The sequence below is a fragment of the Sphingomonas caeni genome, assembly GCF_026013415.1.
GTDB classification, from domain to species: Bacteria; Pseudomonadota; Alphaproteobacteria; order Sphingomonadales; family Sphingomonadaceae; genus Sphingomonas; species Sphingomonas caeni.
The window spans coordinates 69,778-84,581 of sequence record NZ_JAPDOK010000010.1; the positions used below are offsets into that span (position 1 = coordinate 69,778).

Sequence of the window (14,804 nt, forward strand, 5' to 3'; positions counted from 1 at the left end):
GGGCGCGGAGCCATGGAAGGCGGATCGTTACGCCCCCGATTTCACCCGCGCGCGGAAGGCGTGGAGCAGGGGCTCGGTATAGCCGCTCGGCTGGCGCACGCCCTCGAACACCAGCGCGCGCGCGGCCTGATAGGCAAGGCTGGTCTCCGCATGCCCCGCCATCGGCCGGTAGAGCGGATCGCCCGCGTTCTGCGCATCGACCTTCGCCGCCATCCGGGTGAGTGCGGCGTCGATATCGTCCTGGGTCGCGACCCCGTGGAGCAGCCAGTTGGCCATGTGCTGCGACGAGATGCGCAGCGTCGCGCGGTCCTCCATCAGGCCGATATCGTGGATATCGGGCACCTTCGAACAGCCCACGCCCTGATCGACCCAGCGCACGACATAGCCGAGAATGCCCTGCGCGTTATTGTCGAGTTCGCGCGCGACTTCCTCGGACGTCCAGTTGCGTCCCTTGGCGACCGGCACCGTCAGCAGGCCGCCAAGCGCGGGAATCGCCTCCGCCGCAATCTCCTTCTGCCGCGCGAACACATCGACCTGGTGATAGTGGAGCGCATGAAGCGTCGCCGCGGTCGGGCTCGGCACCCAGGCGGTGTTGGCGCCGCTCAGCGCGTGTGCGACCTTCTGAGCGAGCATGTCGCCCATCCGGTCGGGCGCGGCCCACATCCCCTTGCCGATCTGCGCCTTGCCCGAAAGCCCGCAGGCGAGCCCGATGCGGACATTGCGGTCCTCATAGGCCTTGATCCAGTCCGCGCCCTTCATTTCCCCCTTGGGGATCATCGGCCCCGCGCGCATCGAAGTATGGATCTCGTCGCCGGTGCGATCGAGGAAGCCGGTGTTGATGAACGCAATCCGGTCCTTCACCGCATGGATGCACGCGGCGAGATTGGCCGAGGTGCGCCGCTCCTCGTCCATCACGCCGACCTTGATCGTGTGGCGGGCGAGCCCGAGCAGATCCTCGACCGCATCGAACAGCCGGTTGGTGAAGCCGCACTCCTCGGGCCCGTGCATCTTGGGCTTGACGATATAGACGCTGCCCGCGCGGCTGTTCGCATGCCGCCCGCGCAGGTCGTAGAGCGCGATCAGGCTGGTCACGATCGCGTCGAGAATGCCCTCGGGCGCCTCGCCGCCGTCCGCCAGCAGCACCGCCGGCGTCGTCATCAGGTGCCCGACATTGCGGACGAACAGCAGCGCTCGGCCCGGCAGGGTCAGCTCGCCGCCGGGCGTCCGATAGGCGCGATCCGCATTCAGCCGGCGCGTCATCGCCCGGCCGCCCTTGTCGAAGGTCTCCTCCAGATCGCCCTGCATCAGCCCGAGCCAATTGGCATAGGCCGCGACCTTGTCCTCGGCATCGACCGCCGCGACCGAGTCCTCGAGATCGACGATAGTCGTCAGCGCCGATTCGAGGATCACATCGGCGATCCCCGCCGGATCGCGCGATCCGATCGGGTGGGTGCGGTCGATCACCACCTCGATGTGCAGGCCGTTATGCGCAAACAGCAAAGATTCGCCGCGATGCCCGACAAATTGCGCCGGATCGGCGAGCGGCAGATCGCCCGAGCTGAATTCCCCCCAGCTGATGCCCGTCAGCGGCACCGCGGCGTCGAGGAACGCCCGCGCGAACCCGATCACCGCCGCGCCGCGCTCCTCGTCATAGCCGCCGGGCTTCGCGCTCCCGGGAAGCGCGTCGGTGCCGTAGAGCGCGTCATACAGGCTCCCCCAGCGCGCATTCGCCGCGTTGAGCACGAAGCGCGCATTGAGGATCGGCACCACCAGCTGCGGCCCCGCCATCAGCGCCACCTCGGGATCGACGTTCGCCGTGCCGATCGCGAAGGGCACCGGCTCGTCCACCAGATAGCCGATCTCGCGCAGAAAGGCCTCATCCGCCTCCCGGCCCGCGATCAGCCGGGCGTCGATCGCCGCCTGCAGCGCATCGCGCCTGGCCAACAGCGCCGCATTCTCGGGCGCGAAGTCCGCGAAGATCGCCGCCACGCCGCGCCAGAAGCCCTCGGCCTCGATGCCGAGCCCGGGCAGCACGCGCGTCTCCACGAATTGCGCGAGTTCCGCCGCGATCTTGAGACCGGCACGATCGACATAAGACATGGGAGACTCCTCCAGCTGAACCGACTGCCTGGGGAGGGCGTCCCGCGCTTAGGCGAGGACCGGCTTGGAGATCAACCCTCCAACGCGCCCGTCGCCGCCTCGAGCCGTTCGAGCATCGCGCGAAACGCCTCGATATCCTTCGCGTCGATCCCCTCGAAAATGCGCCGCTCGAGCTCGAGCGCCTTGGGAGCAACCTGCTCGTAGAGCCCCCATCCCTCGGCGGTAAGCCCCAGCAGATGCGAGCGCTGATCCTCGGGATTGGGCGTGCGCTCGACCAACCGCCGGTCCGCCAGCGCGATCGCGGCGCGGCTGACGGTGACCTTGTCCATCCGCGTCCGTCCGCACAAAGCCTGCTGGCTCATCGGCCCGTCTTCGGCGAGCACCGCGACCAGCCGCCACTCGGGGATGCGCAGCCCGAACAAGGTGCGGTACGCGGTCGCCACTGCCTCGGACACCGCGTTCGAGGCGATCGAGAGCCGGTAGGGCAGGAACTGGTCGAGCTTCAGCGTTGTCGGCATGTCGCGCCGTCATCCTCTCACTTGCGTCACGCGGTTTACGATTGCATTTATTGCAATGATACCGCTAACATTTCGCACTTGCAACATAGTCTGCTGCGGCGCACATAGAGCGGGCCTTTCAGGCATCCTCTCCTAAACCTTTCAAGGCCGCCCTTTCGGGGCGGCCACTTTTTTTCGTCCTTCCCCACCCTCCCCCTGCGGGAAGGACGAGCGCCGGGAGCGCCGCCGGATCCCCCTCCCCCTTTGGATCCGCTGGCGCTCCCGCATCGCTCACCAAAGCCCGGCCCCCCGCGCTGCCAGCGCAACGGCGGACCCGCCTACCAGTATCGCCCAAGCGCCGACGAGCTGAATCCTCAGACGAAAACGGCCCGATTCGAAATAGCCGACCCGCCATTGGTGCAAGAAGGCTGGCGCCCAGCCCCTGCCGCGTTCGATCTGGCACCGCTCGGTCTCGATCAGATAGCTGGGCCTCAGCAGCATCCATAGTCCAAACCCGGCTACGGCAAGACCACCGAGCGCAATCCCCAGGTCCTCAAGCACCGCCTCACCCCTTCATCTGCCGCGCGACCGCCTTCATCACCGCCTTGCCATAGGGCGGCTTGAGCCCCGCGAGCTTGTGAACATCGATCCGCGGCTGCCGATAGACCGCTCGGGCATGGCTGAAGGTCTTGAAGCCGACTTCGCCATGATAGGCGCCCATCCCCGAGGGCCCGACGCCGCCAAAGGGCAGTTCCTCCTGGCTGACATGGAAAATCACGTCGTCGATCGTGACCCCGCCCGAGATGGTCCGGTCGAGCACCTGGCGGCGCTCGCCCGCATCCTTGCCGAAATAATAGAGCGCCAGCGGCCGGTCGCGCCGGTTCACTTCCGCCACAGCGCCCTCGATGCTCTCGTAGCTGCGCACCGGCAGCACGGGGCCGAAAATCTCCTCCTGCATCACCGTCATCTCGTCGGTCGCGTTGCGGATGATGTGGAGCGGCATCTTGCGGCTGTTGGTGTTCGAGAAATCCTCGTTCGCGGGATTGACCGCAATCACCTCCGCGCCGCGCGCCCGGGCGTCGTCGATCCAGGTAGTCAGCCGCTGGAAATGCCGGTCGTTGATCACCGAGGTGTAATCGGGATTGGCGAGCAGGCTCGGATAGAGCGACGAGGCCGCCGCGGTCAGCCCGGCGACCACTTCCGCCTCCTTCTCGGCCGGCACGAGCATGTAATCGGGAGCGAGACAGATCTGGCCCGCATTCATCATCTTGCCGATCGCCACCCGCTCGGTCGCCTGGGCGATATCGGCGTCGCGGCCGAGGATCACCGGCGATTTGCCGCCCAGTTCGAGCGTCACCGGCGTGAGGTTGTCGGCCGCCGCATGCAGGATGTGCTTGCCGATCCCCGTCGCCCCGGTGAACAGCAGATGGTCGAAGGGCAGCGCCGCGAAGGCCTGCCCCACCTCGGGCCCGCCGCTGACGAACGCCAGCTCCTCCTCGGCGAAGAAGTGCGGCACCAGTTCCTCGAACAAGGCCGCCACCACGGGCGTATATTCGCTGGTCTTGACCATCGCCCGGTTGCCCGCGGCGAACACGCCGGCGAGCGGGCTCATCACCAGGTTCACGGGGAAATTCCACGGCGCGATCACGCCGACCACGCCCTTGGGCTGAAACTCGACCCGGCCCTTCGCCCCGAGCAGCCCCAGCGGAAAGGTCAGCGGCTTCTTCTCGGGCCGCGACCAGCGATCGACATGCTTGATCGCATGGTTGAGCGGCGCGACCGACGCGGCGATGTCGGTCAGCATCGATTGCTCGCGGCTGCGATGCCCGAAATCCTCGCTCAGCGCGTCGCAGAAGCGCCCGGCATTGTCCGCGATCATCGCAGCCGCGCGCTTGAGCCGGTCCTTGCGAACCGACAGCGGCACCGGGAGTTCGGCCATGAACGCCGCACGCTGACGGTCGAGAATGTCGCGCATCACAGGAACCTTTCCACGATCCACACAACGAAGGCGGCCACCGCGAGATAGACACCGAAGGGCAGCTTGTGATCGTCCCCCAGCTTCACCCCGCGCAGCCGCATCACGCCGACATAGGCGAGGCCAATGACGCATGCGCCCAGCAGCACCCATGGCAGCATCCGCCACCCCAGCCACAGCCCGATCCCCCCGAGCATCTTGGGGTCTCCCCCACCCAGGCCGTCTTTGCCGCGGATCACGCGATAGGCCGAAGCCGCGAGCAGCAGCCCGAAAAAGCCCGCCAGGCCGCCGATCAGCCGCTCGAACAGTTCGGGCTGAAGGCTGGCGATGCCCGTCAGCACCCCCGTCGCCGCGAGCGCGCCGGTGAGTTCGTTGGGCATCCAGAAGGCCCGCAGGTCGAGCGCCGCGAGCGCCAGCAGCAGCCAGCCGAACACCGCCCCCGCCGCGCCGTCCACGCCCGGCGCGACAATCCCCGCAACGACGCCGATGATCGCCGCGATCAGCTCGATCTCGACATGGCCCGGCTTGATCGGCGCCGCGCAGGTCCGGCAATTGCCGAGTTGCACGGCATAGCTCGCCACCGGCACCAGCTCGTACCAGGCGAGTTCCTTCCCACAGCTGTCGCACGCCGACCGCCCCTTCAGGATCGATCGTTCGGCGGGCCAGCGGATCGCGATCGTCGCGATGAAGCTGCCGAACACAAGGCCCAATACGCCGAGCAACACGGACCAGAACCAGATCTCAGCCATGCCCAATTTCACCCATGAACTGACTTCTTTCTAATCAGATAGCGATAGACGCCAAACAGGTTGATGCCGAACAGGAACAGGTTTTGCGACCAGAGCGCCTCGTCGCTAGCCATCATCGCCCCCGCGATCCAGCACAGACTCGAAAAGACGAACAGCGCGAACCCCCATCCCGTCACGCGCCGCCCCATGTCGAGCGACACCATGAACGCGGCGATCACCCCGCTGACCGAGGCGGACCATTTGAGGATATCGACCAGAGTCATGCGCCGACCCTAGGCGTTGCGCGCGAAACGGAATAGTCTCGCGGGCGATGAAAAGGCTGTTGACGCTCTTCGTCCTCGCGCTGGCCGGTTGCGGCCCAGGCGGAAACGGCAACCTCGCCGCGGTGAAGCAGCAAGAGGCCTGCCGCGTCGCGCTCGCCTATATCGTGCTGGCGCACGAAACGAGCAGCGCCAAGCTGCCGATGATGGTGGTTTCGAGCGACTCCCAGCCGCTCGATCCCCAATATGTCGAGCCGGTGAGCAAGGGGTTCGAGAAGGACCCGGTGCCGGTGCCGCTCCTCCGCCAATTCGCCGCCGGCCGCGGCAAGAGCGCGCTGACCGCCTGCCCCGAGCTTGGCGCAGAACTCACCAGGCGCGGCATCGCCCATGACCGCGACGGCAGGAAACACGATACGGGCAAGGCGGCCCCCGAGCCGGACGGCATCGACGCCGAGATCATGATGGTCACGCTTCCCGTGCTGAGCGCGGATGGCAGCGAGGCGGTGCTCGAGGACGGCAGGGTCTATGGGCCCGAGGCGGGCGGGGGGCAGATCGTCCATCTGCGCCGCCGCTTCCTGCTCGGCTGGCAGGTCACCGACCACAACCCCACCTGGGTCATCTGAGCGGCTTGCGTCCGCTCACACTGGTCGCGCAGCCGAAGAAATGGCGGCGGAACACCACCTCCAGCCCCTCCGCCCGCAGCATCTCCGCAATCCCCGAAGCGTCGCCGAAATTGGTGCTGTAGGTGCCGATCATCGAAAAATCCTGCGCCCCGCGCAGCATCAGCCGCTCGACCAGCGGCAGCACGGTCTTGAGGTGGAAGAGATAGAGCGGCCTGAGCAGCCAGCCCTTGGGGTCCGACGCCTCGATCATCGCGAAGCTTCCGCCGGGCCGCAGCACGCGCGCGACCAGCACCGCCAGCCGCGCATGCTGCCCCGCATCGAAGGTCTTGAGCCCGAAGGTCGAGATCAGGAAGTCGGCGCTCGCATCGGGCAGGTCGCTCGCCAGCACATCGTCCTCGATAAAGGCGATGCGGTGCGAACGGTGGCGGTGGAGCCGCGCGATTGCGCGCGCATGCATGCCCGACGAGATATCGACCGCGGTGATCGGCCCGGCCTGCGGAAAGCGACGCAGCAGATGCGGCCAGGCCTCGCCGGTGCCCGCCATCAAGTCATATCCCTCCGGCCCCGGCGGCTCGGGCAAGGCCGCGACGCATTCGCGCCGCCAGCGCTCGGTGAAGCCCATCGAGCAGAACCAGCTGAATGCGATATACGTGCCCGAGCAGCGGTCGAACACGCCCTTCACGAAGGCGGGGTCATAGATATCGGTGGCCATATGCCGCTCTATCGCGGCGATGCGGCGGCTAGAAGTCCTTGCCGAAGAAGGAACTGATATCGAACCAGATCTCGACCTTGTTGCCGGTCTTGGGATCGACCACCGTCATCAGGTCGTAGGGCTTGTTGTCCTTCATAATCAGCGACTGCATCTCGGGCTGCAGCCCCAGCTCGCGGATCACCATATATTCCTCGGCGACGCTCTTCACGACATAGGCGGTCTCGGCGCTCTTGCCGTCGCCCGTCTTCAGGATCTTCGCGACCCGGCCGGAGGAATTCTGCTGGGCCGGCGCGGTGACCGGGGTAAGCAGCATGAGCGCGATGGCGGCAAGGATCATGGAAGCACCTCATTGGGCTCGACGCCCCAGATATGGCTCTGCTCGACATAGCCGCCGCGCCCGCGCACATCGAACCAGCACCAGCCATGCGCGCATTTGCTCACCCGCCCGACCACGCCCGGTGCCGCGCGCCAGTTGACGCGCGAGTCGAAGCGGGGCGCCTCGCGCATCTCGACGATGCGGCCGACCACCATCGCGGTGCGCGTGTCGCTGAGCATATTGACCTGCATCCAGCCCTGGGTGCCGTCCGGATCCTCGATCTTGCGCCAATCGCCATAAGTGTCGATCACGCGGATCGGCAGGTCCTCGCGCTGATAGAGCCAGCTCGCCGGATAGTTGCGCCCCGGGCCGGTGCGCATCCGCGCCTTGCCCGACGCGATCGATGCAAAATAGGGGGGCTTGCGCTGGGCAAAGGCATCGCCCGCGCTCATCGCCGTCAGCGCAAGCGCCGCAAGCGAGAGCGCCAGCCAGTTCCACAACCGCATTCGAACCCCCAGCAACGCTTCCCTTGATCCTAACCCGGCCACGCGCATCGCTTCAACCCGTTGACTGGCACGCGCGGGAACGCCAAGCCGCCCGCTATGGCACAATCGTCCCGTCCCTCCCGCCCGAAGGTGACCGTGACGCGGGCGCTGCCCGAATCGGTCGAGGCGCGGATGGCCGAGCTGTTCGATACATTGCCCAATGCGGGTGACGCGCCGATGAACCGCAAGGCGCTTGCGCGCGCGATGGTCGACACCGACGTGTTCGTCCCCACCGTCACCGACCGGATCGATGCCGCGCTGATCGAGGGCGCCGGCGAGCGGCTCAAGCTGATCGCCAATTATGGCGCGGGCGTCGGCCATATCGACCTCAAGGCCGCCCGCGCGCGCGGCATCGTCGTCACGAACACGCCCGGCGTGCTGACCGAGGATACCGCCGACATGGCGATGGCGCTGATCCTCGCAGCGCCCCGGCGACTGGTCGAGGGCGACAAATTGGTCCGCGCGGGCGCGTGGGACGGCTGGCGCCCTACCGGCATGCGCGGGCACCGGATCGGCGGCAAGAAGCTCGGCATCCTCGGCATGGGCCGGATCGGCCAGGCGGTGGCGCTGCGCGCGCGCGCTTTCGGGCTCCAGATCCATTATCACGGCCGCCACCGCGTTCCCGAGGTGCTCGAGGCGCAGCTGGGCGCGACCTATCACGCCGATCTCGATGCGATGCTCGGCGCAGTCGACATCCTCACCATCCACTCGCCGCATACCCCCGAAACCGATCGGCTGATCGATGCCCGCCGCCTCGATCTGCTGGGTCCCAAGGGCTGGCTGATCAACACCGCGCGTGGCGAAGTGGTCGATCCAGAAGCGATGGTCGCGGCGCTCCAGAACGGCCGCATCGCCGGCGCGGGGCTCGATGTCTATGTCGGCGAGCCCGCGGTCGATCCCCGTCTGACGGGCCTCGATAACGTCATCCTCCTCCCCCATCTCGGCTCGGCCACTTTCGAGGGCCGCGACGCGATGGGCGCGAAGGTCATCACCAATATCCGCGTCTGGGCCGATGGCCATCGCCCGCCCGATCAGGTGCTCGACGGATGGCTCTGACGGCCATGGACCCGACCGCGCACATCCGCGCCACGATCATGGCGCGGCGGCAATGCCTGGTCACGCCCGGCTATCTCAGGCCGGACGAATGCGGGACGCTGCTCGACTGGGCGCGGCGCATGCCGCCGCACATGAGCTTCAGCGAGGGAAACCGCTATTTCGGCAAGCTCGTCGACCTGCCGGACGTGCCCGCGCTCGCCACCGAGCTGCGGTTACGGCTCGAGCAGGCCTTTGGCCTCGAAGGCCTCGGGGCGGAGGAATGCCGTCATGGCTGGTTCCTGAGCATCGGCAATCCGGGGAGCGGGATCCGGCCGCACCATGACCTCCCCCCGCCGGGAACGCGGATCGTGCGCTGCAACCTGTTCCTCCAGGTCCCGACGCGCGGCGGCCGCCCGGTGATCGAGAATGTCCCGTTCGAGGTGGAACAGGGGACGCTGCTCGCCTTTCTCCCCAGCGACTTGTTGCACTGGTCTCCGCCCGTCGAGGGGCGCAAGCGCAGGATCGTTCTGAGCTTCGGCTATACCGTTCCGGGCAATTATCTCCTGCCTGCATCGGCCTGTCCGACGGCGAAGGTCGCGTGAATGGATCAGGCCAAGCTCGCCCGGATCGCGATGATGGGCCGGCGGCAATGCTATTTCCATCCGGATTTCATCACGCCCGGGGAGCGTAGCGAGCTGCTCGGCTGGGCGCGGAGCATGCGCCCGCATCTGCCCCCGGGCGATCCAGGCCGCTTCTTCCGCAAGGTCGCCGAGCTGCCGCGCCAGTCGCCGCTCTACACGCCCCTGCGGCTGCGGCTGCAGGCCTTGTTCGGCCTGGGCGAGGATGCCGAGCCCGAGCCGCATCTCGGCTGGTTCCTCGGCATGGGCGATCCGGGCAGCCGCATCGTGCCGCACCACGACAATACCCCGCGCGGCACCTGCATCCTGCGCTGCAACCTGTTCCTTCAGCTGCCCAGCCGCGGCGGCCTGCCGGTAATCGAAAACGCACCGTTCGAGGTGAAACCGGGCACGCTTCTCGCTTTCCTGCCCAGCGAACTGCTCCACTGGTCCCAGCCGGTAGAAGGCCGAAAGCGCAGGATCGTGCTGTCGTTCGGCTATCGCGTCCCCGGCGATTATCGCCTGCCGCCAACGGCACATCCATAGCCCGCCGCACGGTCTCTCCGCCGAGCGGCCAATTGCGTAAGTAACATTACAGTGAGCTGCAGAAAGGGGTTGGAAATCGCGCAGGCGCATTCCGCTTTCGAGCGGGATGGGGCGGACATGCAAGAGCGCGAGCCAAGGCGACAAGTGGTGCTCAACGCAAGGATGCGGCTCGGGCAGAGCTGGTCCGATGTGGTGATCCGCGACCTCTCTTCCCGCGGCATGCGGCTCAGCTGCACCGCGCCGCCGCCACCCGGCGCCTATCTCGAAATTTGCGGACCGGCGACCACGCTGGTGGCGCGGACGATATGGGTGCGCGAGGAGCAGTTCGGCGTGCGCATCCAGGATCGGATTGACGTCGAATCGGTGCTGACCGCCGGCCGGCTGCGCGCGGCTGCAGCGCCAATCGTGCGGGTGCGGCCCGTGCGCCCCGCCGACCGGGAACAAAGCCACGCCGAAAGCCGCCACCGCGCGTCTGCGGCCGAATATGCCGCCGCGCTCATCTTCATCCTGATCGCCGCGACAACGGCGGCGATCCTGCTGCACAGCCTGTTCGCGCTGCCGTTGCAGCGTGTCGCATCGAGTCTTGGAGCCAGTTGACGGCGCCGGCCTTCACAGCTGCCCCAGCCACTCCGCGATCATCCTGCGGCCCGCCGCCACCGCGCCGGGTCCCAGCGCATCGTGCTCGGCGCGCAGCCCTTCGCGCGCATGGTCCTCCGCGCCGTCGAGCCACGCCTCGAACCTCGGGTCCTCGCCCATTTCGGCGTGGAATTGCAGCGCGAGCAAATTGCGCCCGCGGCGAAAGGCCTGGTGCGGATAGGCCATGGTCGAGGCGAGCAGTTCGACGCCCTCGGGCAGGTCGAACGTATCGCCATGCCAGTGCAGCACCGGCACGTCGGCCACATGTCTGAGCGGCGAGTCCGCGCCCGCATCGTTGAGGCTCACCGGCCCGAACCCGATCTCGGGGCCCGGCCCCTTGCGCACCTCCGCCCCCATCGCCGCGGCGATCATCTGTGCGCCGAGGCACACCCCCAGGGTCGGCAAGCCGCACGCGATGCGCTCGGCCAGCCGCACGATCTCGCAATCGATCCAGGGATGCCCGGCGCGCTCATAGACCCCCATCGGCCCGCCCATCAGCACCAGCAGGTCGGGCGACAGGAAATCGATACTGGCAAATCCGGCATCGCCCACATCGACGCGTTCGAGCGCGAAACCCGCCGCCTCGATCGGTTCGCGAAAGCCGGCAATGCCCTCATAGGGAACGTGGCGGATGATCAGCCCGGTAAACATGCCCCTGCTTAGTGGCCCCGCGCGGCGACGCGGGGCAAGGCTTTCTTGGGCCTGGCCAAGCCGACCTCGCGACCGGGCCTAGTCGGTGGGGAAGCCCTTGAGCACATTCTCGGCGGTGGCTCCGATCGCCTCGAAATTCGCCACCGCCGCGGCCATCATCTGCTGAGTGGCCGCGATTGCCGCCGCATATTGCTCGGGCGCGGCGGGATTCGCGAGATATTGCGCCATCGCCACGCCTGCGGCCGTGGTCGCGATCGTCGAGACGTTGCGCAGATAGTCGGCGGCATCCTGAATCGCGATCGCGGCCGACTGGGCGACGCTCTGATAGGCCTTGCCCGCCAGCCCGGCCGGATCGACCGCGAGCACCGGCGGCGCCACCTTGTTCACCGCGTCCGCAACCTGGGAGGCGACCGCAGCGGGCTGCTGTGCGGCCGTGTCCGCCACAGAGGGCGCGGGCTGCGACTCGGCCGTTTCGGCGACCCCGAGCGACAACATCGCGGTACACACCATCGTCGCCGCAGCCTGCCGGACGACCGCGCCCTGCTGCTGCGCGCTGACGGCGTTGTACATCGCCAGCGCGATCGCATGCGCCTGCGCCGCGTCGAGCATCGTGCCGGGATTGTTCGGATTCGCCATCGTCTCGCCCTCCCCCGGCATCACTTATCGAGCAGCTTCTTGCTGGCGATACCCAGCGTCGCGGTATCGACCGAATAGAGGGTCGCAACCCCCATCGTCGTCGAAGCCTGCGCGCTGGTTGCGATCTGTTGCTGCTGCGCCGTAGCGTTCAGCGCAGCCATCGCCAGTGCGCGCGAAATCGCTCCCACAGGATCGACGCAGCCGCTGTCGGCCAGGATGTCATCGGAAGCCATGTCGCCGCCCTCCCCAAATAGTCGGAGCGAAGAAGACGCGTATCACGCCAATCCGTCAATCCCCGGTAAGGATGCGATCCACCAATTGCTTCACGGTCGGCACGAACCCGTTCGAGTAGAAGGGGTCCTTCTTGAAGTTATACGCCGAATGTCCCGCGAACATCAGGTTCTCGTCGGTGGGTCCTCCATGCGCGATGTCCTGCAACGTCTTCTGGATACAGAAGCTGCGCGGATCCGCCAGCCGCCCGGTCGAATTGCTCTCGCTGTCCATCCACGACGAAAAGGCGCACTGGCTGAGGCAGCCCATGCAATCGGCCTGGTCCTTGCGGATGATCGCTTTCTCGTCCTCGGTGACAAAGACGAGCGTGTTGTCAGGGGTCTTGAGCGCGCTGGTAAAGCCCAACCCGAACCATTCGCGCGCGCGCAGCAGATCGTTGCGCGTCACCCAGAAATTCTTGCCCTTCACGCCGACATCGAGCTGGAAGGTATGATCCCCGGCATGCTCGGTCGAATAGGGAATCTGGCGCTCGCTGCGCGCCTCGAGGTTGCGCAGGAAGGGGTTACGGACCGCGCTCGAATAGAAGCCGGTCGGCGAGAAGCGGTGGAGCAGCACCTCGCCTTCCTCGATCCCGGTCAGCTTCGACTTCCACGTCTCGGGAATCGGGCTTTCCTGGGTCAGAAGCGGGCGCGTGCCGAACTGGAAGACGATCTGGCCGAGTTCGGGATTGTCGATCCAGTTGTTCCAGTCGCGCAGATACCAGACGCCGCCCGCCATCACGATCGGCACCGTGTCCGGAATCCCGCCCTCGCGCATCACCTCGCGCAATTCCTTGACGCGTGGATAGGGGTCCTGCGGCTTGAGCGGGTCCTCGGCGTTCGACAGGCCGTTATGCCCGCCCGCGAGCCAGGGGTCCTCATATACCACCGCCGCCAGCCATTCCGCCGCCTTGCTGTATGCCCGCTTCCACAACGCGCGGAAGGCGCGGCCCGAGCTGACGATGGGGAGGTAATTGACATTGTACGACGCCGCGATCTCGCTGAGCTTGTACGGCATCCCCGCGCCGCAGGTGACGCCGGTCACCATGCCCTTGGTCCGCTCGAGCACGCCGTGCAGCACCCGCTGCGCGCCGCCCATTTCCCACAGCACGTTGATGTTGATCGCGCCCTTGCCGCCCGCGATCTCGAACGCGCGCTTCACCTGCTGGACCGCGCCCTCGATCGCGTACTGGATCAGCTCCTCGTGACGCTCGCGCCGCGTCAGCGCGTGATAGATCTGGGGGATGATCTTGCCCTCGGCGTCATAGCTGTCGGCATTGACCGCGCTGACCGTGCCGATGCCGCCCGCCGCCGCCCAGGCGCCCGCGCTCGCGTGATTGGTCGCCGCAACGCCCTTGCCGCCCTCTACCAGCGGCCAGACTTCGCGGCCACCATACATGATGGGCTTGAGACCCTTGAACAAACTGCCCTCCGAAATGATCGGCGCGGACGCTAGACGCATTGCCGCTCCGACGCGAGTAACATTTACACCTGTGTCAGCCGAGAACGCCCGGCCGGCCCATCGCCGCGGCATAGAGTTCCGCATAGGCGGCCACCATGTTCCGCTCCCCAAATAACGCACGGGCGCGCTTCCGGTTCGCTTCGCCGACGGTGCTGCGCAGCCCGGCATCCTTCGCCAGCATCTCGAGCCGGTCGCGCATCGGGATTTCATAGTTATGCGGCGCCAGATAATCGGCATTTTCGGGCGCTACCATGTTGGGGATGTCGCCCACCCAGGTCGACATCACCGGCAGCCCCGCCGCCATCGCCTCGATCACCGAAATCGGCGCCTGCTCGCTCTTCGAGCTCAGCGCGAAAATGTCGAAATGGCCGATATAGCGATGCGGATCGGGCAGGAAGCCGGGCATCACCAGTTGATCCTCCAGCGCCATCAGCCGCGCGGTCTCCTCGATCTTCGCGCGCTCGGCGCCCTCGCCGACGATCACCAGCCGCGCCCGCGTGCTCATCCCCGCGACCGAGCGTACCAGCAGCGGAAGATCCTTGACCGGGCGCAGGCCCGCGATGCTGCCGATCACGATCTCGCCTGGCTTCTTCCTGAAGCCGGGAATCGCGCCCGCCACCGGCTTGCCGCCGTAAAGCTCGGTCTTGATGCCGTTGGGGATGCGCCGCAGCCGCTCGGCGGGCTGGCCCCAATGTTTCATCGCGATCGCCTCGAGCTTGCCCGAGGGGACCACCAGCGCATTGGCCGCGGGCAGCGCCATGCGGCGATAGGTGTTGCGCATGATGTTGAGCCGGATCGCCTCGTCGGCGTTGAACCCGTCCTCGTGATGGACGATCGGGGGCAGCCCCTTGCCGAACACCCGCGCCGCCATCACCCCGTCGATCGCGCCCCAATTATAGGTGAGCACCAGATCGAAGCGCCGCATGAAGCGCGCGATATCCTCGTAGCGCCGGATCGACGGCCGTCCGCTCAGCGGCGGCGGATCCTGCGCGATCTCGTACTTGATCCCGTTGGCGATCGCATCGCGCGCGCTCAGCTGATCGGGCATCGCCGAGACGATGGTGTGCCGCGCGCGATCGCCGAACGCGTTCATCAGCTGAACCGCGCGCGCTTCCTTGCCGCCCAGGTTGAAGGTCGAGTGGAGATGGAGGATGTGGATGGGCATGTGGGCGGGG

General features: G+C 67.0%; 18 protein-coding genes. 5 read left to right on the forward strand and 13 right to left on the reverse strand.

Annotated elements, in window-relative coordinates; genetic code table 11:
• Positions 1-27: 27 nt before the first annotated feature.
• From OF829_RS18845 to OF829_RS18865, 5 genes are all read right to left on the reverse strand, one after another.
• The gene (locus OF829_RS18845) at positions 28-2,100 is read right to left on the reverse strand and encodes a malate synthase G (protein ID WP_264941728.1); all 2,073 of its coding nucleotides are present in this window, start codon (positions 2,098-2,100) and stop codon (positions 28-30) included.
• Positions 2,101-2,171: 71 nt separating this feature from the next.
• Positions 2,172-2,618, reverse strand: coding sequence for a MarR family winged helix-turn-helix transcriptional regulator (locus OF829_RS18850; RefSeq protein WP_264941729.1), 447 nt, complete (start codon positions 2,616-2,618; stop codon positions 2,172-2,174).
• 544 nt (positions 2,619-3,162) lie between these two features.
• Positions 3,163-4,572: a coniferyl aldehyde dehydrogenase gene (locus OF829_RS18855; RefSeq protein WP_264941730.1), complete on the reverse strand. Its 1,410-nt coding sequence runs from the start codon at positions 4,570-4,572 to the stop codon at positions 3,163-3,165.
• Positions 4,572-5,321: a prepilin peptidase gene (locus tag OF829_RS18860; protein ID WP_264941731.1), complete on the reverse strand. Its 750-nt coding sequence runs from the start codon at positions 5,319-5,321 to the stop codon at positions 4,572-4,574. Before OF829_RS18860 ends, OF829_RS18855 begins: the two co-directional genes overlap by 1 nt.
• A gap of 8 nt (positions 5,322-5,329) precedes the next feature.
• Positions 5,330-5,584, reverse strand: coding sequence for a hypothetical protein (locus OF829_RS18865; RefSeq protein ID WP_264941732.1), 255 nt, complete (start codon positions 5,582-5,584; stop codon positions 5,330-5,332).
• Between the two features lie 47 nt (positions 5,585-5,631).
• On the opposite strand from OF829_RS18865, the gene OF829_RS18870 reads away from it, so the two are divergent.
• Positions 5,632-6,204 carry a hypothetical protein gene (locus OF829_RS18870; RefSeq protein WP_264941733.1) on the forward strand — a complete coding sequence of 191 codons (573 nt, stop codon included), beginning with the start codon at positions 5,632-5,634 and terminating at the stop codon, positions 6,202-6,204.
• Here the strand turns inward: OF829_RS18870 and OF829_RS18875 are convergent.
• From OF829_RS18875 to OF829_RS18885, 3 genes are read right to left on the reverse strand one after another with little or no spacing between them, the layout of a single operon-like run.
• Complete coding sequence (locus tag OF829_RS18875; protein WP_264941734.1) at positions 6,197-6,916, reverse strand: class I SAM-dependent methyltransferase; 720 nt, start codon at positions 6,914-6,916, stop codon at positions 6,197-6,199. The genes OF829_RS18870 and OF829_RS18875 overlap by 8 nt on opposite strands.
• 28 nt (positions 6,917-6,944) lie before the next feature.
• Positions 6,945-7,253, reverse strand: coding sequence for a DUF4919 domain-containing protein (locus OF829_RS18880; RefSeq protein WP_264941735.1), 309 nt, complete (start codon positions 7,251-7,253; stop codon positions 6,945-6,947).
• Entirely contained in the window at positions 7,250-7,738 is a 489-nt protein-coding gene (locus OF829_RS18885) for an SH3 domain-containing protein (protein WP_264941736.1), read from the reverse strand. Before OF829_RS18885 ends, OF829_RS18880 begins: the two co-directional genes overlap by 4 nt.
• A 96-nt stretch (positions 7,739-7,834) precedes the next feature.
• Between OF829_RS18885 and OF829_RS18890 the strand changes: the two genes are divergently transcribed.
• The 4 genes from OF829_RS18890 (at position 7,835) to OF829_RS18905 (ending at position 10,572) form a co-directional block, all read left to right on the forward strand.
• Positions 7,835-8,833, forward strand: coding sequence for a 2-hydroxyacid dehydrogenase (locus OF829_RS18890; RefSeq protein WP_264941737.1), 999 nt, complete (start codon positions 7,835-7,837; stop codon positions 8,831-8,833).
• Entirely contained in the window at positions 8,824-9,414 is a 591-nt protein-coding gene (locus tag OF829_RS18895; protein WP_264941738.1) for a 2OG-Fe(II) oxygenase family protein, read from the forward strand. The genes OF829_RS18890 and OF829_RS18895 overlap by 10 nt, the downstream gene beginning before the upstream one ends.
• The gene (locus OF829_RS18900; protein ID WP_264941740.1) at positions 9,415-9,975 is read left to right on the forward strand and encodes a hypothetical protein; all 561 of its coding nucleotides are present in this window, start codon (positions 9,415-9,417) and stop codon (positions 9,973-9,975) included. It begins immediately after the preceding gene.
• 69 nt (positions 9,976-10,044) lie between these two features.
• Positions 10,045-10,572, forward strand: a complete 528-nt coding sequence (locus tag OF829_RS18905) for a PilZ domain-containing protein (protein WP_264941741.1) — start codon at positions 10,045-10,047, stop codon at positions 10,570-10,572.
• A 12-nt stretch (positions 10,573-10,584) separates the two neighbouring features.
• On the opposite strand, the gene OF829_RS18910 is transcribed toward OF829_RS18905, so the two are convergent.
• From OF829_RS18910 to OF829_RS18930, 5 genes are all read right to left on the reverse strand, one after another.
• The gene (locus OF829_RS18910; RefSeq protein ID WP_264941743.1) at positions 10,585-11,262 is read right to left on the reverse strand and encodes a glutamine amidotransferase; all 678 of its coding nucleotides are present in this window, start codon (positions 11,260-11,262) and stop codon (positions 10,585-10,587) included.
• Positions 11,263-11,340: 78 nt separating this feature from the next.
• Positions 11,341-11,898, reverse strand: a complete 558-nt coding sequence (locus OF829_RS18915; protein WP_264941744.1) for a RebB family R body protein — start codon at positions 11,896-11,898, stop codon at positions 11,341-11,343.
• Positions 11,899-11,918: 20 nt separating this feature from the next.
• Positions 11,919-12,131 carry a RebB family R body protein gene (locus tag OF829_RS18920; RefSeq protein ID WP_264941745.1) on the reverse strand — a complete coding sequence of 71 codons (213 nt, stop codon included), beginning with the start codon at positions 12,129-12,131 and terminating at the stop codon, positions 11,919-11,921.
• A 55-nt stretch (positions 12,132-12,186) separates the two neighbouring features.
• A complete protein-coding gene (locus OF829_RS18925; RefSeq protein ID WP_264941776.1) occupies positions 12,187-13,590 on the reverse strand; it encodes an NAD(P)H-dependent flavin oxidoreductase in 1,404 nt (467 codons plus the stop codon).
• A 73-nt stretch (positions 13,591-13,663) separates the two neighbouring features.
• Entirely contained in the window at positions 13,664-14,794 is a 1,131-nt protein-coding gene (locus tag OF829_RS18930; RefSeq protein WP_264941746.1) for a glycosyltransferase family 4 protein, read from the reverse strand.
• Positions 14,795-14,804: the final 10 nt, after the last annotated feature.